The organism is Sphingomonas sp. BK036, assembly GCF_004216825.1.
Classification (GTDB): domain Bacteria; phylum Pseudomonadota; class Alphaproteobacteria; order Sphingomonadales; family Sphingomonadaceae; genus Sphingomonas.
This window is the reverse complement of the sequence record NZ_SGXR01000003.1, coordinates 532103-556272: the sequence shown is the minus strand read 5'-3', so window position 1 is coordinate 556272 and position 24170 is coordinate 532103. Positions and strand designations below refer to the sequence as shown.

At 67.4% G+C, this 24170-nt stretch carries 24 protein-coding genes; 12 read left to right on the top strand and 12 right to left on the bottom strand.

What is annotated here, in order from left to right; genetic code table 11:
- The first annotated feature begins 33 nt into the window (after positions 1-33).
- A complete protein-coding gene (locus EV283_RS02675; protein WP_130322448.1) occupies positions 34-675 on the top strand; it encodes a peptidylprolyl isomerase in 642 nt (213 codons plus the stop codon).
- A 165-nt stretch (positions 676-840) separates the two neighbouring features.
- On the opposite strand, the gene EV283_RS02670 is transcribed toward EV283_RS02675, so the two are convergent.
- From EV283_RS02670 to EV283_RS02645, 6 genes are all read right to left on the bottom strand, one after another.
- Positions 841-1557, bottom strand: a complete 717-nt coding sequence (locus tag EV283_RS02670) for an NTP transferase domain-containing protein (RefSeq protein ID WP_130322446.1) — start codon at positions 1555-1557, stop codon at positions 841-843.
- Between the two features lies 1 nt (position 1558).
- On the bottom strand, positions 1559-2650 hold the full coding sequence (locus EV283_RS02665; protein WP_056411497.1) for an inositol-3-phosphate synthase: 1092 nt from the start codon (positions 2648-2650) through the stop codon (positions 1559-1561).
- Positions 2651-2665: 15 nt separating this feature from the next.
- The gene (locus tag EV283_RS02660) at positions 2666-3424 is read right to left on the bottom strand and encodes a CDP-alcohol phosphatidyltransferase family protein (RefSeq protein WP_242615753.1); all 759 of its coding nucleotides are present in this window, start codon (positions 3422-3424) and stop codon (positions 2666-2668) included.
- A gap of 156 nt (positions 3425-3580) precedes the next feature.
- Entirely contained in the window at positions 3581-5626 is a 2046-nt protein-coding gene (locus EV283_RS02655; protein ID WP_130322443.1) for an NAD(+) synthase, read from the bottom strand.
- A gap of 64 nt (positions 5627-5690) precedes the next feature.
- Positions 5691-6905, bottom strand: coding sequence for a kynureninase (kynU, locus tag EV283_RS02650; protein WP_130322441.1), 1215 nt, complete (start codon positions 6903-6905; stop codon positions 5691-5693).
- Positions 6902-7804, bottom strand: coding sequence for an alpha/beta hydrolase (locus EV283_RS02645; RefSeq protein ID WP_207223024.1), 903 nt, complete (start codon positions 7802-7804; stop codon positions 6902-6904). The genes kynU and EV283_RS02645 overlap by 4 nt, the downstream gene beginning before the upstream one ends.
- A 170-nt stretch (positions 7805-7974) precedes the next feature.
- Between EV283_RS02645 and EV283_RS02640 the strand changes: the two genes are divergently transcribed.
- The 3 genes from EV283_RS02640 (at position 7975) to EV283_RS02630 (ending at position 13262) form a co-directional block, all read left to right on the top strand.
- Complete coding sequence (locus tag EV283_RS02640) at positions 7975-9195, top strand: glycosyltransferase (RefSeq protein ID WP_130322439.1); 1221 nt, start codon at positions 7975-7977, stop codon at positions 9193-9195.
- Between the two features lie 33 nt (positions 9196-9228).
- Positions 9229-11481, top strand: a complete 2253-nt coding sequence (parC, locus tag EV283_RS02635) for a DNA topoisomerase IV subunit A (protein ID WP_130322437.1) — start codon at positions 9229-9231, stop codon at positions 11479-11481.
- Positions 11482-11600: 119 nt separating this feature from the next.
- Positions 11601-13262: a bifunctional diguanylate cyclase/phosphodiesterase gene (locus tag EV283_RS02630; RefSeq protein ID WP_242615829.1), complete on the top strand. Its 1662-nt coding sequence runs from the start codon at positions 11601-11603 to the stop codon at positions 13260-13262.
- A gap of 22 nt (positions 13263-13284) precedes the next feature.
- On the opposite strand, the gene EV283_RS02625 is transcribed toward EV283_RS02630, so the two are convergent.
- The 4 genes from EV283_RS02625 to EV283_RS02610 are packed head-to-tail and all read right to left on the bottom strand — an operon-like array spanning position 13285 to position 16199.
- The gene (locus EV283_RS02625) at positions 13285-14463 is read right to left on the bottom strand and encodes a CCA tRNA nucleotidyltransferase (RefSeq protein ID WP_130322433.1); all 1179 of its coding nucleotides are present in this window, start codon (positions 14461-14463) and stop codon (positions 13285-13287) included.
- Positions 14454-15050, bottom strand: a complete 597-nt coding sequence (locus EV283_RS02620; protein WP_130322431.1) for a CoA pyrophosphatase — start codon at positions 15048-15050, stop codon at positions 14454-14456. Before EV283_RS02620 ends, EV283_RS02625 begins: the two co-directional genes overlap by 10 nt.
- Entirely contained in the window at positions 15047-15628 is a 582-nt protein-coding gene (locus EV283_RS02615) for a DUF1285 domain-containing protein (RefSeq protein WP_130322429.1), read from the bottom strand. Before EV283_RS02615 ends, EV283_RS02620 begins: the two co-directional genes overlap by 4 nt.
- A 43-nt stretch (positions 15629-15671) precedes the next feature.
- Positions 15672-16199, bottom strand: coding sequence for an N-acetyltransferase (locus EV283_RS02610; protein ID WP_130322427.1), 528 nt, complete (start codon positions 16197-16199; stop codon positions 15672-15674).
- A 158-nt stretch (positions 16200-16357) separates the two neighbouring features.
- Here EV283_RS02610 and EV283_RS02605 point away from each other — a divergent pair, with 158 nt between their 5' ends.
- Together EV283_RS02605 and EV283_RS02600 are read left to right on the top strand one after the other, a co-directional pair.
- Complete coding sequence (locus EV283_RS02605; RefSeq protein WP_056411477.1) at positions 16358-16729, top strand: dihydroneopterin aldolase; 372 nt, start codon at positions 16358-16360, stop codon at positions 16727-16729.
- 4 nt (positions 16730-16733) lie between these two features.
- The gene (locus tag EV283_RS02600) at positions 16734-17021 is read left to right on the top strand and encodes a Rossmann fold domain-containing protein (RefSeq protein ID WP_130322425.1); all 288 of its coding nucleotides are present in this window, start codon (positions 16734-16736) and stop codon (positions 17019-17021) included.
- Between the two features lie 37 nt (positions 17022-17058).
- Here the strand turns inward: EV283_RS02600 and EV283_RS02595 are convergent, their stop codons facing one another.
- Positions 17059-17955, bottom strand: a complete 897-nt coding sequence (locus tag EV283_RS02595) for a hypothetical protein (protein ID WP_130322423.1) — start codon at positions 17953-17955, stop codon at positions 17059-17061.
- Positions 17956-18178: 223 nt separating this feature from the next.
- Here EV283_RS02595 and EV283_RS02590 point away from each other — a divergent pair, with 223 nt between their 5' ends.
- From EV283_RS02590 to EV283_RS02570, 5 genes are all read left to right on the top strand, one after another.
- The gene (locus EV283_RS02590) at positions 18179-18859 is read left to right on the top strand and encodes an energy transducer TonB (RefSeq protein WP_056411474.1); all 681 of its coding nucleotides are present in this window, start codon (positions 18179-18181) and stop codon (positions 18857-18859) included.
- Between the two features lie 54 nt (positions 18860-18913).
- Positions 18914-19708, top strand: coding sequence for a MotA/TolQ/ExbB proton channel family protein (locus EV283_RS02585; protein WP_056411472.1), 795 nt, complete (start codon positions 18914-18916; stop codon positions 19706-19708).
- A gap of 91 nt (positions 19709-19799) precedes the next feature.
- Positions 19800-20279, top strand: a complete 480-nt coding sequence (locus EV283_RS02580) for a biopolymer transporter ExbD (protein ID WP_056411471.1) — start codon at positions 19800-19802, stop codon at positions 20277-20279.
- 46 nt (positions 20280-20325) lie between these two features.
- Positions 20326-20754: a biopolymer transporter ExbD gene (locus tag EV283_RS02575; RefSeq protein WP_056411469.1), complete on the top strand. Its 429-nt coding sequence runs from the start codon at positions 20326-20328 to the stop codon at positions 20752-20754.
- Positions 20755-20997: 243 nt separating this feature from the next.
- A complete protein-coding gene (locus tag EV283_RS02570; protein ID WP_130322421.1) occupies positions 20998-21357 on the top strand; it encodes a tetratricopeptide repeat protein in 360 nt (119 codons plus the stop codon).
- A 566-nt stretch (positions 21358-21923) separates the two neighbouring features.
- Here EV283_RS02570 and dcd read toward each other — a convergent pair.
- A complete protein-coding gene (dcd, locus tag EV283_RS02565; protein WP_055878967.1) occupies positions 21924-22478 on the bottom strand; it encodes a dCTP deaminase in 555 nt (184 codons plus the stop codon).
- Between the two features lie 281 nt (positions 22479-22759).
- Between dcd and EV283_RS02560 the strand changes: the two genes are divergently transcribed.
- A complete protein-coding gene (locus EV283_RS02560) occupies positions 22760-24166 on the top strand; it encodes a porin (RefSeq protein ID WP_242615752.1) in 1407 nt (468 codons plus the stop codon).
- Positions 24167-24170: the final 4 nt, after the last annotated feature.

The window sequence follows — 24170 nt, the reverse complement described above, 5'->3', positions numbered from 1 at the left end:
TGACAGCGCGGGCGCGGCGCGGTAGCCTTGGGAATGACCTCCACACTGATCGGCGCGTCGTTCGCGCTTCTCTTCGCCGTTTCCGCCTCCGCGCAAACTTCCGCTCCTGTAGTACCGAGCATCTCGCCCGCTGCCGATGCGGTGCCGGCGGAGACCGTCTCGATCGTGATGACGACGAGCGAGGGGCCGATCACGCTGGCGCTGGAGAAGACGCGCGCGCCGCTGACGACCGCGAATTTCCTGCGTTACGTCGATCAGAAGCGGCTCGATGGCGTGACCTTCTACCGGGCGATGAACCTGGGGCAGGGGACCGGGCTGATCCAGGGCGGGCCGCAGAACGATCCGAAGCGCATCCTGAAGCCGGTGGCGCACGAGCCGACCAGCAAGACGGGGCTGTCGCATGTCGACGGGACGATCTCGCTCGCGCGGCTGGCGCCGGGGACGGCGACGGCGGACTTCTTCATCACCATCGGCCCGGTGCTGTCGCTCGACGCGGCGCCTGCGGGGAGCGGCGACACGGCGGGGTATGCGGCGTTCGGGCATGTCGTCGCGGGGATGGACGTGGTGAAACGCATCCTCGGTGCGCCGACGTCGGCGACGGCGGGCGTGGGGGTGATGAAGGGGCAGATGATCGCTGCGCCGGTGAAGATCCTCACGGTGCGGCGCGCAATGTAACTTTCTGTCCACCCCGGCGGAGGCCGGGGCCCAGTTGCAGAGGTTGCAGTAACGGCGGACTGCGCTTCGTTACCGCCGTCTCCCAACTGGGCCCCGGCCTTCGCCGGGGTGGTGTCGGAAATTGGAACGGTGATCGGCTGGCGCGGGAAACTCTAACGCCCGGGATCAGGCGGCGACGGCGTCGGCCCTGGTTGCCATCCACGCTTCGGCTTTCGCCAGCGCGGGGGCGTCGTCGACGTCGATCCAGTCGATATCGCTGCACTCCACGATCCGCGCGAGGCCCTGCGCCGCGAGCAGGCGGACGCCTTCGGTCAGTGAGGGGCTGGCGAGCGTGGCCAGCGCGTCGGAGAGCGCAGGGCCGATCGCGAAGACGCCGGTGTCGTAGCAGTCGTGCGGCTCCAGGCCCTTGCCGATCGCGACGATGCGGTCGCCGTCGGTCGCGACGCAGGTGACGTCCTCGGGATCGACCCAGTCATGCCCGAGCCGCCGGTCGATGCCGAGCCGCAGGCCACCACCGGCTCCAGCGGCCGCCATGCGGGCATAGAGCGCGGGGCTGACGAGATGGTCGCACATGGCCAGCACCGCCTCGCTGCCGGCCAGCGCCTCGCGCGCGGCCAGGACGGACACGCCATTGGGTTCGCGGTGGTCGGCGAGGACCGTCTCGACCGCGAGCGGCCAGCGCCGGCTGGCGAGATAGGCTTCGATCGCCGCGCGGCCATAGCTGACCGTCACGATCGCGCGCGCGAAACCGGCCTCGGCCAGCCCCTCGAGCGCGTGCGCGATCAGCGGCCGCCCCGCGACCGCGCAGAGCGGCTTGTACGGGGCGGAGGTGCGAAGGCGGCTGCCTTCCCCGGCGGCGAGGAGAACAGCCGTATCGATCATGTCAGGCAGCCTTGATGAACCGCTCGACTTCGATCTGCGCGAGATCGTCGGTCATCTGCGTGCGCGGGTGCTTGCAGAAATAGGCCGAGGCGGGATCGATGACGCCGGCGATGCCGCGGTCCTTGGCGATCTTGGCGCAGCGGATCATGTCGATCGCGACACCCGCCGAGTTGGGGCTGTCCTCGACCGAGAGACGCAGCTCGATGTTCATCGGCACGCCGCCGAACAGCTGGCCTTCCATGCGCAGGAAGCAGACCTTGTTGTCGTTCTGCCAGGGCACATAGTCCGACGGGCCGATATGGACGTTGTCGTCGTCCATCCGCTCGGCCGCGACCGACTGGACGGCTTCGGTCTTCGAGATCTTCTTCGATTCGAGACGGCGATGGTTCGACATGTTGAGGAAGTCGGTGTTGCCGCCGGTGTTGAGCTGGTAGGTGCGATCCAGCTTCACGCCGCGCTTGGCGAACAGGTCGGTCAGCACGCGGTGGACGATCGTCGCGCCGAGCTGCGCCTTGATGTCGTCGCCGATGATCGCGACGCCGGCGTCTTCGAACTTCTTCGCCCAGACCGGGTTCGAGGCGATGAAGACGGGGATGTTGTTGACGAACGCAACGCCCGCCTCGATCGCGCAGTCGGCGTAGAATTCGGTCGCTTCCTGGCTACCGACCGGCAGGTAGTTCATGAGCACGTCGGCGCCCGATGCCTTCAGCTCGGCGATGACGTCTTCACGGCTCGGCTCGGCGGCGTCGGCGACCAGGAACGTGCGGTCGTCCTTGAAGTCGGCCATGTGGTCGGCGACGCCGTCCAGCTTCTTGCCCATCTTCACGATCGTGCCGGTCGGGCCGACGTTCGGTGCGAACACCGCGGTGCAGTTCGGCTTGGCGAAGATCGCCTCCGACACGTCCTTGCCGACCTTGCGACGATCGACGTCCCAGGCCGCGACGACCTTGATGTCGCTCGGCTTGTAGCCGCCCATGTCGAAATGCATCAGGCCGACCTGGTCGTTAGCCCCCTCGCGATAATGCTCGAGACCCTGCACGAGCGAGCTGGCGCAGTTGCCGATGCCGACCACGGCAATCCGAATGCTATTCATTACTGACCCTGTTCCTTACGAAAGATGCATGCGCGACGCGGTCTTTGGTCGCGGCGGCGTAGTAGTACGAACGAAGGCCCGCTCGACACGACGGTGCCAGACGAGCCCGACGATGGCCACGAGCGTCAGAGGGACGATCTCGAACCACCAGAAGATGCGTGGGTTGCCCGCGAAGCAGGCGACGAAGATCGCCCATACCCGGACATTCGCGGTAAGCAAGGCCATGAAGCGCAACGGCGCGACGGCACGTGCGCCGTAAGTGGCACCCAGCGCGACCGGATCGAGCGCCTGGCCGAGCGCGCGCTCGAACGGCATGGCGATGCGGTCGATGCTGCCGGCGACGCCGTCATAGAAGCGGACGAGCGCGTTGCCGGTCGGCACCGGGGGCGCATCGAGCGCAATGCCCTTGAGCCGGCGATGGAAGCGCGATCGCTCGCCTTCATACATGTTCGACTGCACTGCGTGCGCACAACCGGCAGCGATCGCAAGGATCCATGCCTCTGGCGTGTCGATCGTGATCGCGAGCGAAATATAGATCAGCGCGAATACGCCGTGATCGCACAGCCCGTCGAGCATCCGCCCCAGCGGGCTCGCGGTCTTGGTCGCGCGTGCGACCATGCCGTCGAGTCCGTCGGCAATCAGCCAGCCCACCGACAGGACGAGACCCACCAGCGCGAGCGCCCAGCTATCCCACTGCGCATAGGCAAGAGCGGCGAGGCCACCGAGGCACAGACCCGCGACCGAAACCGCGTTGGCCGAAATTCCACGCGCCAAAGCCAGCGGCAAAAGCGCACGGCCTGCCGGGTGAATCAGCCAAAGGTTAGATGGGATCTCGATCCGGCGATCGCGCGATCCATCCGGTGGAGCCACTGTCATAGGATGTTCACAATGCGCCGCGCCCGCAGTTTATGCAAGGTCGCGCGACGAACCCTAGGGAACGCTTGACCGCAATTCTTCGATCCAGGCGGTTGCGATACCATCCGACGGTGCCCGCCAGTCGCCACGTGGCGACAGCGCGCCCCCCGCGGAAACCTTCGGTCCGTTGGGCATCGCAGAGCGCTTGAACTGGCTGGTCGCAAAGAAGCGGACGAGGAACTTCTCCAGCCAGTGGCGGATCGTCGGCAGGTCATAGGCGATGCGCGCATCGGCGGGCAGGTCCTGCGGCCACGCGCCGATGTCGGCGTCGCGCCACGCATGCCAGGCGAGGAACGCGATCTTCGACGGGGCGAGTCCGTGGCGGATCACGTAATGCGCGAAGAAATCGTTCAGCGCATAGGGGCCGATCATCGACTCGGTGCTCTGCAGCGCGCCATCGGCGCCCGCAGGCACGAGCTCGGGCGAGATTTCCTGCGCCAGGATCGTCGCCAGGATCGCGTCGGTCGCCGCGTCATACTGGTCGGTGCGGATGCACCAGCGGATAAGGAACTGGATCAGCGTCTTGGGCACGCCGCTGTTGACCGCGTAATGGCTCATCTGGTCGCCGACGCCGTAGGTGCACCAGCCCAGCGCCATCTCGCTGAGGTCGCCCGTGCCGAGCACGATCCCGCGCCGCTGGTTGGCGAGGCGGAAGAGATAGTCGGTGCGCAGACCCGCCTGCACATTTTCGAACGTGATGTCATAGACGGGGTCGCCGTCGCTGAACGGGTGGCCGATATCCTCCAGCATCCGCCGCGCGGCGGGGCGGATGTCGATCTCCTCCGCGCTGATGCCGAGCGCGCGCATCAGCGCCCAGGCGTTCGCCTTGGTCCCTTCGCCCGTCGCGAAGCCGGGCATGGTGAAGCCGAGGATCGCGCTGCGCGGGCGCCCGAGCCGGTCCATCGCCTTGGCCGCGACGATCAGCGCATGCGTCGAGTCGAGGCCGCCGGAGACGCCGATCACGATCGTCTCGGCATGCGCGGCGACCAGTCGCTTCGACAGCGCCTCTACCTGGATGTTGAACGCTTCGTAGCAATCGTCGTCGCGGCGTGCCGGATCGTTGGGGACGAACGGGAAGCGGCGGATGGCGCGCTCCAGGCCGCCGTCCGCCAGCACCGGCGTGTGATCGAACGCGATCCGTCGGAAGCGGGTCTCCGGCGTGCCGGCGAACGTGGCGGCATCGTTGAACGTGCCGAACCGCAGGCGCTCCTGCGTGATCCGTTCGCAATCGACATCGGCGACGACGAGTTCGGGTTCGGTCGCGAACCGCTTCGATTCCGCGATCTGTTCGCCGAGTTCGTGGATCAGGCCCTGACCGTCCCACGCGACTTCGGTCGTGCTCTCGCCCGGCCCCGCGGCCGAATAGACATAGGCGCACACCGCGCGCGCCGACTGCGCCGCCGCGAGCATCGCCCGCTCGCGCGCCTTGCCGATGACGATGTTGGAGGCGGACAGGTTGCAGCAGATCAGCGCCCCCGCGAGCGCACCCGCGGTCGAGGGCGGGGTGGGGGCCCAGTAATCCTCGCAGATCTCCGCATGGAACACGAAGCCGGGCAGGTCGCGCGCGGCGAAGATCAGGTCGGTACCGAAGGGCACGTCCTTGCCGCCAAACGCGATCGTCAGCCCGGTCAGCCCCGCGCCGCTCGCGAACCAGCGCTTTTCGTAGAATTCGCGGTAGTTGGGGAGGAACGTCTTGGGCACCACGCCGAGGATGGTGCCCCGCGCGATCGCCAGCGCGCAATTGTACAACCGTCCGTTGCGCACCAGCGCCGCGCCCACGAGCAGCACCGACCGTAGTGTCGCGCTCGCCGCGACGACCGTCGCGATCGCGGCCAGCGTCGCGCGCTGCTGCGCGGTCTGCAGATGCAGGTCGTCGATCGCGTAGGAGGTCAGGTTCAGTTCGGGGAACACGACCAGGTCGACGCCGCGCGCATCCGCCTCGCGGGCCAGCGCGATCGTCGCGTCGGCATTGGCGCGGGTATCCCCGACCGAGGCGCGCGGCGTGGCGGCGGCGACCCGGATCAGCCCATGACTATGGATCGCGTAGAATGGATGCGTCATCGCGCACCGATACAAGCGCTTGGGCAGGCGCGCTACCGACTTGCGATGACGACCCCGTCGCCGCTCACGTCACCGCGAGGCGTTCGGCGAAGGCGGGATCGCGCCATGCCTCGCTCTCCATCGTCTCGCGCAGGATGTCGCCCGCGCGCCAGACGTCCTCATGGCTGAGATAGAGCGGCGTGAGGCCGAGGCGGAGGATGTCGGGATCGCGGAAGTCGCCGATCACCCCGCGGGCGATCAGCGCCTGGGTCAGCGCATAGGCCTGTGGATGGCGGAAGCTAATATGGCTGCCGCGCCTGGCGGGGTCGCGGGGGCTGACGCAGTCGAGGCCCAGCGCATCGCCGGCGGCGGCGAGGATGTCGAAGAGGCGCGCGCTCTTGGTGGCGACCGCGTGCTGGTCGATATCGGCCCAGAGATCGAGCGCGGTTTCGAGCACGGCGGTCGAGAGCATTGCCGGGGTGCCGGCAAGCCAGCGCTTCATGCCGGGGGCGGGGCGATAGGCATCCTCGAACGCGAACGGCGCGGCGTGGCCCATCCAGCCGGACAGCGGGCTGGCGAGCGAGTCCTGCCAGCGTTTCGCGACGTAGAGGAACGCCGGCGCGCCGGGCCCGCCGTTGAGGTATTTGTAGGTGCAGCCAACCGCCAGGTCGGCGTTGGCGGCGGTCAGGTCGATCGGCACCGCGCCGACGCTGTGGCTGAGATCCCAGAGCATGAGCGCGCCGGCGGCGTGCGCGCGCGCAGTCCATGCGGCCATGTCGAAGCGGTCGCTCGTCTTGTAATGGACGTGCGTCAGCAGGAGGACCGCGGTGTCGTCGTCGAGCGCGGCGGCCAGGTCTTCGCGCGCGACCACCTTCAGCCGCGCACCGGGAACGCAGCCGACCGCGCCTTCGGCGATGTGGAGGTCGGTCGGGAAATTGCCGGCTTCGCTGAGGACCGTGTGCCGCGTCGGGTTGCTGCGCAGCGCGGCGACCAGCGCCTTGAAGAGATGCGTCGAGGTCGTGTCGCCGATGATGACCGAGTCGGCGGCGGCGCCGATCAGCGGCGCGATCTTGGCACCGATCCGCTGGGGGGCGTCGATCCACCCCTCGTTCCAGCTGCGGATGAGACGGTCGCCCCATTGGCGCGTCGCGACGTCGGCGAGCGCGGCGGGCGTCGCCTTGGGCAGCGCGCCGAGCGAGTTGCCGTCGAGATAGATCACGCCCTCGGGGAGTGCGAAATCACCGCGGCGGGCGGCGAGCGGGTCGGTCGCGTCGAGCGCGCGGGCGTCTTCCAGAGTCATTGGGTCTTCCCGAGGTCTGCGAGGATCAGGCGTTTTGCGGCGGCCCAGGCGGCGGTCTCGGGGGCGATCAGCTCGACATGGCCGGTGGCGGGGATGACGTGGAGCGTGGCGGTGTCGCCCGCTGCGACCGCCTTGGCGACATAGTCGGTGGCCATGGCGAAGGGGATGATCCGGTCTTCGCGGCCGTTGATCAGGTCCTGGCGCACGCCAAGCGGGAGGAGGCGGGGGACGGACGTGTCGGCATAGACGTCGGGATGCCGTGGGCCGGGCGTGCCGACCAGCTTGGTGACCACCTCGACCCCGCAGCCATTTTCGGGGCTGGCCGCGGTCGCTTCCAGATCGGGCAGACCGCCCAGGCTGATGACATGATCGATACGGAGCGGATGCGCAGAATAAATTGGGCTGGTCGCGGGCAGCTTCGGGCGGGCGGCGAGCCAGAGCGCGAGGTGGCCGCCCGCCGAATGGCCGATCGCGGTGACCCGCGTCGTATCGAGCTTGAACCTGCGTGCCTGCTTCGCGAGCGCGTCGGTCGCCTGTGCCGCATCCGCGAACGTGCCGGGATAGCCGCCGCCGGTGCGATCGACGCCGCGATAGTCGATGTTCCAGACCGCGACTCCGCTCTGGCGCAGATCGTCCGCGACCCAGTTCATCAGGCTGCGGTCGGCGATGCTGGTGGTCCAGCAGCCGCCATGCACCATGACGACCACCGGGAACGGACCCTTGCCCTTGGGCAGCCAGACGTCGACCTTCTGCATCTGGTCTGGGCCATAGGCGATCGTCGCGTCGGCGACGGGCTTGGCGCGCGCGGTGAGCACGGACCAGGTGAGCAGGTCGGCGGCGGCGGGGGTCGGCATCACGGCCAACGGTAGCAGCAGGGCGGCGGCGAGGAATAGGCGCATGCGCAGACGCTAGCCGACCGCCGCCGACCTGTCCCGTCCGGAGACGCCGCGCCGCAAATTTTGCCGCAAATGACGGGAGAACGGACGTAAAAGACGCGCAGGGTGCAACCCGCGGTCCAGGGGGCCGTGGGGAAAAGCTGCGCGCGCAGCGCGGGCACGGGGGGTGCGTGATGAAGATATTGGTGGTGTCGAGCCTGTACCCGAATGCTGTCCAGCGGCGTCACGGGATATTTATCGAACACCGTGTCGGGCATGTCGCCGGGCCCGGCGACGAGGTGCGCGTGGTGGCGCCGATACCGTGGTTTCCGAGCCGTCATCCGCGGTTCGGGCGCTATGCCGACTTTGCCAGCGCGCCGAAGATGGCGGTCCGGCGCGGGGTGCCGATCACGCATCCGCGCTATCCCGTCATCCCGAAGATCGGCATGGCGTCGGCGCCGTGGCTGATGGCGGCGGCTTTGTACCCCCGGATCGCGCGGCTTCGGCGCACGTTCGATTTCGACGTGATCGATTCTTATTATCTCTATCCCGACGGTGTCGCGGCGGGGTTGCTCGCGCGGTGGTTCGACCGGCCGTTCGTGATGAGCGCGCTCGGGTCCGACGTCAGCCAGATCGCGCAGCACCGGCTCGAACGGGGGATGATCCTGTCGGCGATCGAGCGGGCCAGCGCGACGACCGCGGTGGCGGCGGCGTTGCGCGACGCGCTGGTCGGGCTGGGGGCGCCCGCGGACCGGACGTGCGTGGTCGAGCATGGTGTCGACCTGACCCTGTTCTCGCCGCCGCAGGACCGCGCGGCGCTGCGTGCGCGAATGGGGATCGCCGCGCCGACGATCCTGTCCGTGGGCCATCTGATCGACCGGAAGGGCCACGACTTCGCGATCCGGGCGATCGCGACCTTGCCGGACGTGCGGCTGATGATCGCGGGCGATGGCCCGCGCGAGCCGGCGTTGCGCGCGCTCGCCGCGACGCTGGGGGTATCCGGACGCGTCGATTTCCTCGGCCATGTCGACCAGCATCGCCTGCCCGATCTATATGCCGCGGCCGACGCGACGGCGAGCTGTTCGGACCGCGAGGGGATCGCCAACGTCCTGCTCGAATCGCTCGCCTGCGGAACGCCGCTGGTGGCGACGCCGGTATGGGGATCGCCCGAGGTGGTCCGCGTGCCCGAGGCGGGCGTGCTGACCGTGGATCGCTCCGATGCGGCGATCGCCGACGGGATCGCGCGGCTGCTGTCCAACCTGCCCGATCGCGCCGTGACGCGTACCTATGGCGAGCGCTACGACTGGCGCGAGACCGGGCGGCAGCACCGGGCGCTGCTTGCGGCGGCGGTCGCCGGGCATGTCGCGAAGGGGGCACGAGAACAAAAGGTGACGAAAGCGCGCGGGATGCTTTGATCGTTACGCGCGCGGCTGCTATTGCTGCTCCCAATGGCAACCAGCGACTTCAAAGATCCCTTCGACAGCATCGTCGACGCCCCCTTCGATAGCGCGCTCTCCGAGCGGTATCTGGTCTACGCGTTGTCGACGATCACCGCGCGATCCTTGCCCGACGTACGCGACGGGATGAAGCCCGTGCATCGCCGCCTGTTGTGGGCGATGCGGCTGCTGAAACTCGATCCCGCGCAGGGGTACAAGAAGTGCGCGCGCGTCGTCGGCGACGTGATCGGCAAATATCATCCGCATGGCGACCAGTCGGTCTACGACGCGATGGTGCGCTTGGCGCAGTCGTTCGCGATGCGATACCCGCTGGTCGACGGGCAGGGCAATTTCGGCAATATCGACGGCGATAACGCGGCCGCCTATCGCTATACCGAGGCACGGCTGACCCAGGTCGCGATCGACCTGATGGACGGGCTCGACGAAGACGCGGTCGCGTATCGCCCGACCTATAATGGCGAGGATCACGAGCCCGAGCTGTTCCCGGGGCTGTTCCCCAACCTGCTCGCGAACGGCGCGAGCGGGATCGCGGTCGGGATGGCGACGAGCATCCCGCCGCACAACGCCGCCGAGCTGCTCGAGGCGGCGATCGTGCTGATCGACACGCCCGACGCCGACGATGCCGCGATCCTCGAGCATGTGAAGGGGCCGGACTTCCCGACCGGTGGGCTGGTCGTCGATCCGCCCGCGGTGATCCGCGAATCCTATGCGACCGGGCGCGGCGGTTTCCGCGTCCGCGCGCGCTGGGAGACCGAGCGAGAGAAGGGCGGCGGCTGGCAGCTGATCGTTACCGAGATCCCGTACGGCGTGCAGAAAGGCAAGCTGATCGAGCAGATCGCCGAGCTGATCAACGCCAAGCGGCTGCCGATCCTCGCCGACGTACGTGACGAATCGGATACCGAGATCCGCATCGTGCTCGAGCCGCGCAGCCGCACGGTCGATCCGCAGATCCTGATGGACGGGCTGTTCCGGCTGACCGATCTCGAAACACGCGTGAGCCTCAACCTCAACGTGCTCGACAAGGATCGCACGCCGCGCGTGATGAGCTTGCGCGAGGCGCTGGCGGCGTGGGTCGATCACCAGTTCGTCGTGTTGCGCCGGCGGACCGAGCATCGGCTGGCGAAGATCGCCGACCGCGTCGAACTGCTCGACGGCTATCTGATCGCGTATCTGAATCTCGACCGCGTGATCGAGATCATCCGTACCGAGGATGAGCCCAAGAAGGTGATGATCGCGGAGTTCGCGTTGACCGATCGCCAGGCCGAGGCGATCCTGAACATGCGGCTGCGCAGCTTGCGGCGGCTCGAAGAGTTCGAGATCAAGACCGAGCGCGACAAGCTCGACAAGGAGCAGGCGACGCTCGCCGCGCTGCTGGCCGACCCGAAGAAGCAGCGCGCGCGGATGAAGCGCGACATGGCCAAGATCCGCGATCGCTATGGGCTGGAGACGGTGCTCGGCAAGCGCCGCACCACGATCGAGGAGGCCGCGCCGACGCGCGACATCCCGCTCGAGGCGATGATCGAGCGCGAACCGATCACCGTCATCCTGTCGCAGCGCGGCTGGATCCGGGCGATGAAGGGGCACAATGATCTCGCCAGCCCGGAGGCGTTGAAGTTCAAGGAGGGTGATGGCCCTGCGTTCGCGTTCCATGCGCAGACGACCGACAAGCTGCTGCTTGCCGCGGAAAGCGGGCGGTTCTACACGCTCGCGGCGGACAAGCTGCCGGGCGGGCGCGGCTTTGGCGAGCCGGTGCGCGCGATGATCGACCTCGACGGAAGCATCGGCATCGTCGCGCTGCTGCCCGCGAGCCGGCATCCCAAATTGCTGGTGGTGGCGACCGACGGGCGTGGCTTCTCGGTGAGCAGCGCAGAGGTGATCGCCGAGACGCGCAAGGGCAAGACGGTGATGACACCGCGGCCCGGCGCGCAGCTGAAGATCGTGCGTCCGATCGGGCCGAACGACGACTATGTCGCGGCGATCGGCGACAATCGGAAGATGCTCGTCTTCCCGCTTGCCGAGCTGGTCGAGATGACGCGCGGGCAGGGGCTGCAGTTGCAGCGCTACCGCGATGGCGGGTTGGCGGATGCGATTACGTTCGTCTTTGCCGACGGGCTGAGCTGGGCGATGGGCGGCGGGACAGGGCGTACAAGGACCGAACCGGACCTGGGGCCATGGCGTGCGGCACGCGGTGCGGCAGGAAGAATGCCGCCGACCGGTTTTCCCCGCGACAATCGTTTCGGCTAACAAAATCGCTTAGCACGCTGTAAAACCGGGGAATTGGCAAAAAGTGACAGTTTACCGTCCTTTTTGGTTCCTTCAGGCCGTCTTAACTAAGACGAACTAGGCACGGGGTCATGGCAGTGATGGCCCCGGACGCTATAGAGCAAACCCTAGTTGCGACCGATCTGGCCGCACGTGCGCTCGAGCTCATCCCCATTCCCGCGGCGCATCTGGTGCTGACCGGCGGGCAGTTCGAATTGTTCGCGATGAACCGCGCCTATCGGCTGGCGGGGTTCGGTGTCGTCGCGGAGCGCTCGGCGATGATCGCCGATCTCGGCCCGCGGATCATCGCGTTCCTCGAATCGCAGCTGATCCGGTCCGATTTCGAATGGGTGTTCGGTCAGACGATCGACTGTCGCTATTACCGGGTCACGATCGCGCGCGCGTTCGCCACCTTCCATGATCGCTGCACGATCAGCTTCGTCGACCAGACGTCGCAGATCCAGACCGAGCGCAGCCTGCGCCGCGAGATGACCACCGACAGCCTGACCGGTCTGCCCAACCGCGAAGGGTTCGAGGACCTGATCGAGCAGGGCAAGGACCGCAGCAAGACGGCCGTGCTCGCGATCGATATCGACCGGTTCGGCCGGTTGAATTCGTGCCTCGGCTCGCTGGCGGGCGATGAGCTGCTGATCACCGTGGCGCGGCGGATCAAGGGTGCGCTGCGGACGCGCGATACGCTGGCGCGGCTCGGCGGCGACCAGTTCGGTATCCTGATGACGATCGACGGCGATCGCGACGAGGCGCATGCGCTGGCCAAGCGGATCCACCGGACGCTGACGACGCCGTTCCGGTTGACCGATTATGAGATCAGCGTCGAATGCTCGGTCGGGATCGCCTATGGCGCCGACGAGGCCGACGACGTCGCCGAACTGATCCGTCACGCGCAGTTCGCGGTGAAGCGCGCCAAGGCGAGCGGCCATGCCGAGAGCTATTTGCCGCAGGATCTGGCCATCGCGCGCGCGCAGTTCAGCATGGAGACCGCGTTGCGCCGCGCGATCGAGAATCGCGAGTTGCGGCTGGCGTATCAGCCGATCTGCGACCTCGCGACCGGACGGATCGTGTCGTTCGAAGCGCTGGCACGCTGGACCGATCCGCAGGGCAATGTCCATTGTCCGACCGATTTCATTCCCGTGGCCGAAGAATCGGGGCTGATCGTGCCGCTTGGTCGCTGGGCGATCGAGGAGGCGGCGCAGACTCTGGCGCTGTGGGATTCGCGATACGGCGGCCCGTGCGGCGTCAAGGTGGCGGTCAATTTGTCGGCGATCCAGTTGCAGCGCGACGCGATCGCGCCGGTGCTGGGTGCCGCGCTCGATTCGACCGGGCTGACCGGCGACCGGTTCACGCTCGAACTGACCGAAAGCGCGATCGTGTCCGACCCGGACCGGATCGCGGGGACGATGCATGCGCTCAAGGCGCTGGGCACGACGCTGGCGATGGACGATTTCGGCACCGGCTATTCCAACCTCGCCTATCTCCAGAAGCTGCCGATCGACATACTGAAGATCGATCGCAGCTTCGTGACGGGGATGCTCGCGGATCGCGACAAGGTGTCGATCGTCCGCGCGATCCTAAGCCTGGCGCAGGCGCTGGGCATGAAGACCACCGCCGAGGGGATCGAGACGAACGAGCTCGCGCAGACTCTCGCCGCGCTCGGCTGCACCTATGGGCAGGGCTATTTCTACGCCAAGCCGCTCGAGGCGGATGCCGCGTTCGCGATGATCGGGACCGGGGTGAGCGCTTAACCGCGCATCACCCGGCGCCGCATCAGCCCACCGCGCCGGCCACCATCTCGTCCGCGATCGCGCCGACGCGGGCGGCATCGGGAAAGCCTTCGACGATCCACTGCGTTTCGACCCGGCGCAGCATGGCGGCGACGTCGGGGCCCTTGCGAAGACCGCGCTCGACCAACGCTCCCCCGGAGAAGGGGAAGGCCGGCGGCGTCCAGTCCCTGACCGCGGACACGTCTTCGCCGGCAATCAGCAGTCGGTCGATCGCGACGGTCGATCCGGCGCGATAGACGAGCGCCTTGGCGCCTTCGGTCCCGGGGCCGGCGGTGGCGGCGATCAGGCGTTTGCGGTCGGTGTTGGACAGCTTCAGCCGCGCGCCGACGGCTTCGGCGGCGGCGGGGGCGATCGTCATGGCAAGCCGGCGGATCGGATCCGCGGCGATGCCCGCCGCGGCCTCGCGGTCGGCGAGCAGTGCGAGACGGTCTGCGCCGGCGGCGTCGATCTCGGGCAGCACGGCGCGGAAGATCCCGCGCTCGACCATCAGCGCGACGACGGGCACCGCATTGGCCGCGACGAGCAGTTTCAGCACTTCGCTCGCGACGCGTTCGCGCGACAAGGCCATCAGGTCGTTCGCGCGCGCGGTGCAGGCGTCGAGCCCGGCCTCGTCGATCGTCGACCCGAAGCGGGCATGGAAGCGGAAGAAGCGGAGGATGCGCAGGTGATCCTCGGCGATCCGTTGCAGCGGATCGCCGATGAAGCGCACCCGCCGCGCCGCGAGATCGTCGAGCCCGCCGAAATAATCGAAGATCTCGCCCGTCGCCGGATCGGCGTAGAGCGCGTTCATCGTGAAATCGCGGCGCGCGGCGTCTTCGCGCCAGTCGTCGGTATAGGCGATGATCGCATGGCGGCCGTCGGTCGAGACGTCGCGGCGCAGCGTCGTCACCTCGACATGGCCGCCCGGAGTGACCGCGGTGACGGTGCCGTGCGCGAGGCCGGTCGGGACCGCCTTGATCCGCGCATCCTGCAGGCGTTCGATCACCTCCTGCGGCGGCAGGCGGGTGGCGATGTCGACATCGGCGACGTCGATCCCGAGCAGCGTGTCGCGCACCGCGCCGCCGACGAAGCGCGAGTCGCCGTCCGCCGCGCCCAGTACCTCGGCCAGGGGTTCGAGACCGTCACGCAGGCGCCACGGCGCGACCGGGAGTATCAAGACCACCTCAGGCGGCGCGCGAGGTTGACGATCATCGCCGCGGTCGCACCCCAGATCCGGCGGTCGTTCCACATGATCTCGTAATAATGCCGGTCATGGCCCTGCCATTCGAGCGTCGCCTCGACATGGTTCGCCTCGTCCAGCAGGAAGGCGAGCGGGACCTCGAAGACGCTGGCGACCTCGGCTTCGCTGGGGGTGAAAATCAGGTCGGGGGGGATGATGCCGATCACCGGCGTCACCTGGAACCCGGTGACGGTGCGATAGCTGTCCGCCTCCCCGATCACGGTGACGTGGCTGCGCGGCAGCGCGATCTCCTCCTCGGCCTCGCGCAGCGCGGCGGTGACGATGTCCTCGCCGGGATCGATCCGGCCGCCGGGAAACGCGATCTGGCCGGGATGGCGGCTCATCGTGTCGGTGCGCTGCGTCAGGATGACGCCCGGATCGGCACGGTCGGTGACCGCGATCAGCACCGCCGCGGGAAGCAGCGTGTCGGTCGCGGCGAGATCGCCGTCATGCTGGTCGCCCGTCAGCAGGATCATGTGCGCGCCGGCGCCCTTGGCCAGCGCCGTCGCCAGCCGGTCCTTAAGCATCATGCGGCGAGATCCGGTGCGGCCGGCTCAAGCGCGAAGAACGCGCCGTCGCTCCAGAGCCCCGGCGGCGTCGCACCATCGGCGATCGCGCGCTCGGCGAGCTCGTAATAGACCGAGCGAACGACCAGCGCTTCCATGCCGCCGCGCACGACCAGATAGGGGCGCGGGCCATCGGCATCCTCGACGAACCGCAGCGCGTGGTCGGGGCCTGCGGTGACGAGATCGCCGGTGTTGAGGCGGAAGGCGAGCCTGGCGTCGCGGCCGCTGCCCTCGGCCTTCATCTCGACCGCGGTGAAGGGGGCGTCCTCGACCGCGATGTCGAGCTTTTCGACCGGGGTGACGAGCACGTGGCTGCCATCGGGTTCGCGGCGCAGGATCGTCGAGAACAGCCGGACCATCGCCGGGCGCCCGATCGGCGAGCCCTGATGATACCAGGTGCCGTCGCGCGCGATCCGCATCTCGCTGTCGCCGCAATGCGTCGGATTCCATTTTTCGACGGGCGGCAGTTTCGCCTCCTCGACCAGGCGGGCGATTTCGGCGAGGCTCAACGAAGCGATATCGGGGATGGGATCCATGGGCATCGCGGCGGACTAGGCGGGCAGGGGGCTTAGGTAAAGCGGTGCCTTATACGGATGCGGTGACCGGCATCGTCTGCGCCATCCGCGGACCGAGCATGCCGGCCGTGTCGGGCACCGCATCACCGCGTGCGAGCAGGCGGTGGCGCTCGACCGGGCCGGGGGCATTCCAGGACGCGGTCCGTGCGGCCGAGAAGCCGAAGAAGCGGCCATAATAATCGGGATCGCCGATCAGCATCAGCGCATCGTCGAGACCGTTTGTCGCCGCGGCGTCGAGCGCCTGCTCGACGAGGCTGCGGCCGATCCCGTCGCCCTGGCGCGTGGGGGCGACGGCGACCGGGCCGACCATCACCAGCGGGGTCTCGCGCGCATCGTCGATCAGCGCGATCGGCCAGCACTGGATCGAGCCGACCAGCGCGCCGTCCTCGATCGCGGCGAAGCTGAGTGCGGCGAGCGGCGTGCCGGTGCCGCGGATCCTGTACGCGGTGCGGGTGAAGCGATCCGGACCGAACGCGGCATCGAGCAGCATCTCGACCGCGGTCGGGTTGATCGTATCGAGGGGGACGAGCGTGATCACCGGCATCTCCTGCCCCGGATGCGCCGCGGGGCGACGCCGCGCGGATATTGGGGCAGCGCGCTTTAGCCGTGGCGAGGCTGAACGCAAGGAGAACCGGACGGGTGCGAACGGCGAAGACCCGACTTTCATCTGGCCGCGCGTCTGCTAGAGGCGCGGCGATGGAAGACAGTCTTCAACTCGAAGTCCACGATCTCGAAGTGCAGGTCCTGACCGGCATCTATTCGGAGGAGACTCACCTGCCGCAGCCGCTGCGGATCTCGCTGACGGTGGACATGGTGTGTCCGACGCGGTTCGACCCCGACACGCCGTTGTCGGCGTCGAAGAATTACCTCGACCTGAAGAACGCCGCGACCACATCGCTGCCGCAGGGCGTGCACTTCACCCTGATCGAGGGCGTCGCGGATCATATCTGCGAGACGCTGTTCCTGCAGGACGCACGCGTGCTCCGCGTGAAGGTGAAGATCGTGAAGCTGGCGATCGCCGAAGCGGACGAGGCGATCGGCGTGACGCTCGTCCGCCATCGCCGCTGACTCGGTGCGACTGACGCTCGAACCGGGCGGCGACGTCGCCGCGCTGGTGCGGGGAGCGACCGGCGACTCGCGGGTCGTGGTGATTCCCGCGACGCTGGACGCGCTGGCGATGGCGCAGGCGAGGGCCGCGATCGGGCCGCTCGCGATCGAGTCGGCGCCGGCGACTCGCGTCAACGCGGTGGTTCCGGCGGAGGGCGCTCATGCCGCCGACGTGGAGGCGGCCGTCGCGTTCCTCGAACAGGCGCGATCGACGACGGGGCAGGTGATCGAGATCCACCAGCGGCAACGCTGAACGACTTTCCCCCGGCGCAGGCCTGGCCGGGGCGTTGCTAGATCTTGCGCGTGCGCCCGCAGGGGCCGAGCGCGGCGATCACGAAGGCGTAATCCTCGCGCGCGATCGCCGCGTCGGCGGCCTCGAGTGAGCCGGTGCTCCGCTCGGGCAGCGTCGGCGGCAAGGCGCAGGCCATCCGGTACCAGAGCAACGTTTCGGGGGCAGGGGGCGCGGCCGACTCGTCGACGATCTCGCTCAGCGCGACCGCCCAGCGGGGCTGCTCGCCGGGACGGCGCAGCACCGACAGCGACACCGGGCGCTGGTCGGCGGTCGTCAGGAAAATCTGCGTCTCGCCTTCGCCTGGCAGCGCGCCCGCGACATGGAACGCGTTGCCGATCCCGGTGATGACGGGCGGCGCATCGCTCGCCAGCGCATCCTTGGCGATTTTTCGCGCGCGCGCATCCGCCGACGGCGTCCAGTCGATCTGCGCATCGGGCGCGACGAGCTGGACCTGGTTACCCGCGCCCGCCACCGGCCGCGCGAAGAGCAGCACGCGCGCTTTCTTGAATTTGGGCACCCGACCCGCCGAATCGGGTGCGACGTCGAGCAGATACCCGATTCGCGGCGGCAGCCCGTCCGCGCCCCGGATCAATGCGGTCACATCGACCTCGACATATAGTCGGACAAGACCGGGTGCGAGATTCGGCGCTTCGGCCGGTTTGATTTTTGCGGTCGATCGTACCGTCGCATCGGCGATCACCGGTGCCGACAAAACCAGATCCGCGATGTCCGCATAGCCCGGGCCGGCGAGCGAGTCCTGCTGTACGGCGGCACCCGAAACGGCGCCGTTGGCGTAGGAATTCTGGGGGCGTACGGGCATTTCGCCGGCGCAGGCGGGGAGCGCGAGCAGCGCGATCGAAAGGGCCGAAGCCGTAACGTGTAACGATGAATTCATGGCTTCACGCTACGCGACCCAAGCTGAACGATACAGAAATAAATCTGTCATGCCGAGGTTGTACGTTTGTTGCGTCCGACAAAGCGTTTGCGTGTCGCATGACGTGGCGATAGGACTCGGCGACTGCCCCGTGGTTATTCCGGCCAACGGCAGACGCATGCGTCGCGTACCGAGTACGAACCATGCGTACGGAGCAGGCAGATTAAGGGAGTGTCGTTTCTGAATGGCCTATACTGACCAGAAGATGTCCGGAGGCAAAATCGTCGCGATCGTGATCGTCGCGCTGATTCATGCGGCCTTGGGCTACGCTTTCGTCACGGGCCTCGCGTTTCAGTACGTGAAAAAGGCCCAAGAAAAGATGACGACGTTCGACGTGGAGCCGCCACCGCCGCCGCCTCCGCCCGACGAGCCCCCGCCGCCGCCACCTGACCAGCCAAACCTGCCGCCGCCGCCGACCACGGTCGTCACGCCGCCGCCGGTGGTTGTCACGCCTCAGCCGGCGCCTGCCTTGCAGACGTCGAACATCATCCCGCTCAGCCAGCCGACGGCTCCGCCAGCGCCTCCCGCGCCGCCGGCTCCGCCAGCACCGGCGCCAGCGCCGAGGGTGTCGCAGGCTGCTGGTCTGAAGGGCAACCCAGGGCAGTATTTCGGCGCGGACAACTATCCGCCGTCGGCGCAGCGCGAGGGTGCACAGGGTCGCGTATCCGCGAAGCTGACGATCGGTACGGATGGTCGGGTGACCGGCTGTACGGTGACGACGGGCAGCGGCAACACGACGCTCGATGACGCGACGTGCCGCATCTCCAAGGCCAAGGTGCGTTTCACCCCGGCCAAGGACGAAAGCGGCAACCCGATCGCATCGTCGTACCAGTTGAACGTTCGGTGGGTCCTTCCAGAGGATTGATCCCACCTACCCTAACCGCACCAGATAAAATTCAGTCAGAGGACTAAACCGACCATGATCACCACCATCCTTGCAGCGGCAGGGACCGCCGCTGCCGACGCCAACCCGTACGGCCTGCAGGCAGCACTCCGCGAAGGCGGCCTGATCTCGCAGACCGTGTTCGGCATCCTCGTGCTGATGTCGGTCGTGTCGTTCTACATCCTGTTCTCGAAGCTGTTCGAGCAGCAGAAGATCATCGGCCAGGGCAAGCGCGTTCGTCAGGCCTTCTGGTCGTCGAACAGCCTGCGCGAGGGTTCGGCCAAGCTCGAGAAGAACTCGGCCTACAAGCAGATCGTCGACGACGGTCTGGCCGCTCAGGAGCAGCATTCGAAGCTGACCGACCCGGTCGAGGCGCATGACTGGCTGCACGGTTCGCTGGCGCGTTCGGAAGCCGCGATCAACTCGAAGCTGGGTGGCGGTCTCGCCTTCCTCGCGACGGTCGGTTCGGTTTCGCCGTTCATCGGTCTGTTCGGTACGGTTATCGGCATCTACCGCGCGCTCGTTAAGATCGGCGCATCGGGCCAGGCATCGATCGACAAGGTCGCAGGCCCGGTCGGTGAAGCCCTGATCATGACCGCCCTCGGTCTGGTCGTCGCGGTTCCTGCCGTTCTGTCGTACAACTGGCTGCAGCGCCGCAACAAGTCGATCGCAGAGGACCTGTCGGCCTTCTCGAACGACGTGCTCGGCTTCCTCGCTTCGAACGGCGCCGTGCGTCCGTCGATCGCATCGGGTGCCAAGCCGGTTCCGGCCAAGCCTGTCTCGACGACCACGACTGCCGGCCAGACCGGTGGCGTGCCGCGCGCCAACTAAGACGCGAAAGGCGGGGCTGCTGTTCGCAGCGGCCCCGCTTCATTGCCGCCGGCGGTTCCGGTGGCGATTATATGGATAGGATAGTTCGCACATGGCGATGAGTGTTGGTGGCGATTCCACCGAGAGTTCGATATCGGACATCAATACGACGCCGCTGGTCGACGTCATGCTCGTGCTCCTGATCATCTTTCTGGTGACCACGACCGTCGCGGTCCAGGCCGTGCAGCTGAAGCTCCCGGAGGTTCGCTTCGATCCGACGATGACGAAGCCCGAGAACGTCTCGTTGTCGGTGACGACCAAGCCCGACGGCAGCTGCGCCGTCTATTGGGGCATGTCGCCCGTCACCTCGACCGAGCTGCTCGATCGCGCCGTGGTCAAGCTGAAGGCCGAGATCGATCGTCAGGGTGGTCCTGGCGCCGCTGGTCTGGAATTGCCCGAGGCGCATATTCGCGGCGACGTGAACACGCCGTACAAGTGCATCGGCGGCACGATCTATACGATGCAGCGCGCCGGCTTCGCCCGCGTCGGCTTCATCTCCGAGCCGCCCCCCGGCGGCACCACCGAACGCTGATGCCGGACACTGATGGACGCTCGGACGTATTTAGGAGTAGCATAGAATGGCAATGAGCGGCGGCAAAGAAGATGGCGCGCCGATGATGGAAATGAACATGACGCCGTTGATCGACGTCCTGCTCGTTCTCCTCATCATGTTCATCATCACGATCCCGATCCAGACTCATGCGGTCAAGGTCGACCTTCCGGTCAACAGCCCGAACCAGCCGCAGAACCCGGTCAATCCCGAGAAGAACAAGATCTCGATCGATCCGGCGGGTGTCGTGGCATGGAATGGTTCGCCCGTCGACGAGGTCACGCTGCGCCAGTATCTGGATCAGTCTGCCGGCATGACGCCCGAGCCTGAACTCCACTTCCAGCCTGATCCGCAGGCGCGGTACGAAGTGGTCGATCGCACGCTGGCCGTGATCAAGCGGTCCGCGATCACCAAGCTCGGCTTCATCGGCAACGAGCAGTATCGCAACGACTTCTAAGTCGCCTGCCTACAGTTTCGTACGTCCAAAGGGCGGTCCTCCGGGGCCGCCCTTTTTCGTTGTGCGCGGTCGCTACTCGACTGCGGATCGTCAGGGCGTTCGAGGGGGCGGCGCGCGCGTTGACTAAAATCGGGTCTGCGCGATCGGAATTGATCAGTGTTCTTGTGCCTCAGTCATGGAAGTGACACACCGTTGTCACAAAAATGAAACCTTCGGATCATCGGAGGGCAGAGGAGATTAGAGATGCGCAAGACCGTCCTGTTCGTTCTCGCAACCCTGGGCGCTGCAACGCCTGCGCTGGCAGCACCGTCGGCGACCGTGGATCGTACCGGCTACAGGGCGATCGCGGCGGGGGACCTTGCGACCGCGGAACAGCGCATCGTTGCCGAGCGGCGGATCTTCCCCCAGCGCCCCGAGCTGATGCTCAACCTGGCTTCGGTCTATGCGCGTACTGGGCGCGACTCGGAGGCGCGGGCGCTGTACACGGCCGTTCTGGCGCGGCCGGCGGTGGCGCTGGACCTGCCATCGGGCGCGGTCGCATCGTCGCATGACCTGGCGAACCTTGCGCTGCGTCGGCAGGCACAGCAGATCGCGACTCGCTGAGCGGCTGCTTTGCGTCGATGGTCTCGTGGTGATGCTTTTCGATGTGCTGCGGGCGCAGCGGGGCATCCGGAGCCTTTAAAGCAATTTCGAAGCTAGCGGCCTGCGACACGGGCGTGGCTGTCCTCGATCGCCGACCGGCAGGCCCGACCTTGCGGGGCGCTTTGAGGGGGGCGAACGATCGCGGTCGCCGTGTCTCCGCCCCCTCCGTCAGGCTTCGCCTGCCACCTCCCCTGGCGGGGGAGGACGAGAGGGGGAGCTGGGTTTAGCGGGGTATCTGGCCGCGGTATCGGCGCGGATCGTGCGTCCGTATCCCTCCCGGCAGCGGGAGGTGCTGCCGAAGGGGTCGGAGGCGAGGGATGCTCCGCGATCAATGGCGACGCGGCGGCGGTTCTCGATGGATCGCCCTTAGCGATAGTTCGCGAAGTTTCCTGATCCGGACGTAGCCGATCTGCGCCGTGACTGACGTGCTTTTGGCGGAACAGCCGTGACGGCCATGCGCGCACCGTCCCCGCTATGGTCGGTCGAACCGGGATGCTCCTCAGCCCGGCGCGATATTGGTCGCGGCCTTACAGCCGCGGCAAGGTCACCCCGCGCTGCCCCATATATTTGCCTGCGCGGTCGGCATAGCTGACCTCGCACGGCTCGTTCCCCTTGAGGAACAGGAATTGGCACGCGCCCTCATTCGCGTAGATCTTCGCAGGCAAGGGCGTGGTGTTGGAGAATTCCAGCGTCACATGCCCCTCCCATTCGGGCTCCAGCGGCGTCACGTTGACGATGATCCCGCAGCGCGCATAGGTCGACTTGCCGAGGCAGATCACGAGCACGTCGCGCGGCACGCGGAAATATTCGACCGTGCGCGCCAGCGCAAAGCTGTTGGGCGGGATGATGCACACGTCGGTCTTGCGATCGACGAAGCTGTTCGCCGCAAAGTCCTTCGGATCGACGATCGCGCTGTCAACGTTGGTGAAGATCTTGAACTCGTCGGCCACGCGCGCGTCATAGCCATAGGACGACAGCCCGTACGAGATGCAGCCATCCCGGCGCTGCGCCTCGTGGAACGGTTCGATCATCGCATCGCCGAGCGCGCGCTCGCGAATCCAGCGGTCGGACATGACGGACATGGTAGCTCCTCTTCGGCGAGCGCTTTCGCGCGGATGATCCGCCGCGGCAAGGGGATCCAGGGCCCCCGGTGCATCGCGCGCAAAAATGGCGTTGCCGGAAAAGTTCGCTATTGTCATGGGGGCTTCATGGAGATGTCATGAACCCGTCGCAGCACGTCGAAGCGCCTTTCGCTCCGTGGTCCCGTATCCCGGAGGCTGCGCTGAGCGTCACAAGCGATGGCGCGAGTCGGACACGCCGCCGGCGTTCGCGCCGCCTGATCGCGATAGCGGGATCGCTGACGTTGCCCGTCGCGCCCGCATCGGCGCAGACGGTACAGGACCTGCAACGCCAGATCGACGAACTCAAGGCGACGATCGCCGAGCTCAAGGCCGCGCAGGCGGGGCCAACCGGGCGTGCCAGTCGCGAGGCCGCGCTGGCCGTCCCGGCGACCACGCCACCAACTGAAATGGCTCGCCGCGTGGAACCATCGACCACCGCACCACCGGCTCAGCCCGCCCCGGCACCGCTGCTGGCCTCGGCGCCGGCCAAGTCCAAACCGGCCTGGTATGATCGCATCACGCTGCGCGGCTATACGCAGTTGCGCTTCAACGAGATCCTGTCGGGCGATCGCACCGCGCCCGAGGGTCGCTCGCGGCTGCGGTCGGTGCATGACGGGGCGATCGGCGACAATAACAACTTCTCGCTCCGCCGCGTCCGCGTCGTGCTGCAAGGCGATCTGAGCGACCGCGTGTCCTTCTATCTGCAGCCCGATTTCGCGGTGAACGTCAGCAACCAGTCGTTCGGCGAACGCCGCGAGGGCTTTGCGCAGCTCCGCGACGCCTATGTCGATACGTTCCTCGATGCGGATCGCTCGCTACGGCTGCGCTTCGGCCAGTCGAAGGTGCCGTTTGGCTGGGAGAACATGCAGTCCTCGTCGAACCGTCTGACGCTCGACCGCAGCGACGGGATCAACAGCGCGGTGCCGGGCGAGCGCGACCTCGGCATCGTCGCCTACTACACGCCGCCACAGGTGCAGCGGGTCTGGGATCGGCTCGAGGAGGACGGGCAGAAGCTGTTCGGCAATTACGGCGCGTTCGGGGTCGGCGTCTATAACGGGCAGGGCATCAGCCGGACCGAGAATAACGACGGAGTGGCGACCGTGGCGATGGCGACATGGCCGTTCGCGCTGGACGGCCTGGGCGGGGCATTCGCGGGGCAGGTGTTCGAGGCGGGCGGGGCGGCGATCCGCAACCGCGTGCAGGTCGAGCAGCGCAGCGGCGGTGTGAGCAGCGCGGCGTTCGCCGACGAGCGGTTGGGCATCCATGCGATCCTCTATCCGCAGCCGATCGGCTTCCAGGTGGAGTGGAACTGGGGGCGGGGCCCCGAATATGATCGCGCGTCGCAGTCGATCCGGACGAAGCCGCTGAACGGGGGCTATGTCCAGACGATGGGCCGGGTGAAGGCGTCGCCGCTGGGGCCGTTCATGCCCTATGCGCGCTGGCAATATTATCGCGGCGGGTGGAAGGCGCTGCCCAACGCGCCGCGGCTGGAGACCGATGAGCTCGAGCTCGGAATCGAATTCCAGCCGACGCCGCCGATCGAACTGACGATCGCCTATTCGCGGATGAAGCGCCGCGAGGCGGACGAGCGGCGCGAGGGCCGGGCCGACGGCAACCTCATCCGCACGCAGCTGCAATGGAACTACTGAGCGG

What these genes read in the sequence shown, in the direction of transcription:
- EV283_RS02585 (WP_056411472.1), top strand. Translation starts at nt 18,914, where the DNA reads ATGATCACCACCATCCTTGCAGCGGCAGGGACCGCCGCTGCCGACGCC.
- EV283_RS02620 (WP_130322431.1), bottom strand. Translation starts at nt 15,050, where the DNA reads ATGATGCTTAAGGACCGGCTGGCGACGGCGCTGGCCAAGGGCGCCGGC.
- EV283_RS02655 (WP_130322443.1), bottom strand. Translation starts at nt 5,626, where the DNA reads ATGACGCATCCATTCTACGCGATCCATAGTCATGGGCTGATCCGGGTC.
- parC (WP_130322437.1), top strand. Translation starts at nt 9,229, where the DNA reads ATGGCAACCAGCGACTTCAAAGATCCCTTCGACAGCATCGTCGACGCC.
- EV283_RS02590 (WP_056411474.1), top strand. Translation starts at nt 18,179, where the DNA reads ATGGCCTATACTGACCAGAAGATGTCCGGAGGCAAAATCGTCGCGATC.
- dcd (WP_055878967.1), bottom strand. Translation starts at nt 22,478, where the DNA reads ATGTCCGTCATGTCCGACCGCTGGATTCGCGAGCGCGCGCTCGGCGAT.
- EV283_RS02615 (WP_130322429.1), bottom strand. Translation starts at nt 15,628, where the DNA reads ATGCCCATGGATCCCATCCCCGATATCGCTTCGTTGAGCCTCGCCGAA.
- EV283_RS02670 (WP_130322446.1), bottom strand. Translation starts at nt 1,557, where the DNA reads ATGATCGATACGGCTGTTCTCCTCGCCGCCGGGGAAGGCAGCCGCCTT.
- EV283_RS02605 (WP_056411477.1), top strand. Translation starts at nt 16,358, where the DNA reads ATGGAAGACAGTCTTCAACTCGAAGTCCACGATCTCGAAGTGCAGGTC.
- EV283_RS02630 (WP_242615829.1), top strand. Translation starts at nt 11,601, where the DNA reads ATGGCCCCGGACGCTATAGAGCAAACCCTAGTTGCGACCGATCTGGCC.
- EV283_RS02575 (WP_056411469.1), top strand. Translation starts at nt 20,326, where the DNA reads ATGGCAATGAGCGGCGGCAAAGAAGATGGCGCGCCGATGATGGAAATG.
- kynU (WP_130322441.1), bottom strand. Translation starts at nt 6,905, where the DNA reads ATGACTCTGGAAGACGCCCGCGCGCTCGACGCGACCGACCCGCTCGCC.
- EV283_RS02595 (WP_130322423.1), bottom strand. Translation starts at nt 17,955, where the DNA reads ATGAATTCATCGTTACACGTTACGGCTTCGGCCCTTTCGATCGCGCTG.
- EV283_RS02640 (WP_130322439.1), top strand. Translation starts at nt 7,975, where the DNA reads ATGAAGATATTGGTGGTGTCGAGCCTGTACCCGAATGCTGTCCAGCGG.
- EV283_RS02645 (WP_207223024.1), bottom strand. Translation starts at nt 7,804, where the DNA reads ATGCGCCTATTCCTCGCCGCCGCCCTGCTGCTACCGTTGGCCGTGATG.
- EV283_RS02580 (WP_056411471.1), top strand. Translation starts at nt 19,800, where the DNA reads ATGGCGATGAGTGTTGGTGGCGATTCCACCGAGAGTTCGATATCGGAC.
- EV283_RS02665 (WP_056411497.1), bottom strand. Translation starts at nt 2,650, where the DNA reads ATGAATAGCATTCGGATTGCCGTGGTCGGCATCGGCAACTGCGCCAGC.
- EV283_RS02675 (WP_130322448.1), top strand. Translation starts at nt 34, where the DNA reads ATGACCTCCACACTGATCGGCGCGTCGTTCGCGCTTCTCTTCGCCGTT.
- EV283_RS02570 (WP_130322421.1), top strand. Translation starts at nt 20,998, where the DNA reads ATGCGCAAGACCGTCCTGTTCGTTCTCGCAACCCTGGGCGCTGCAACG.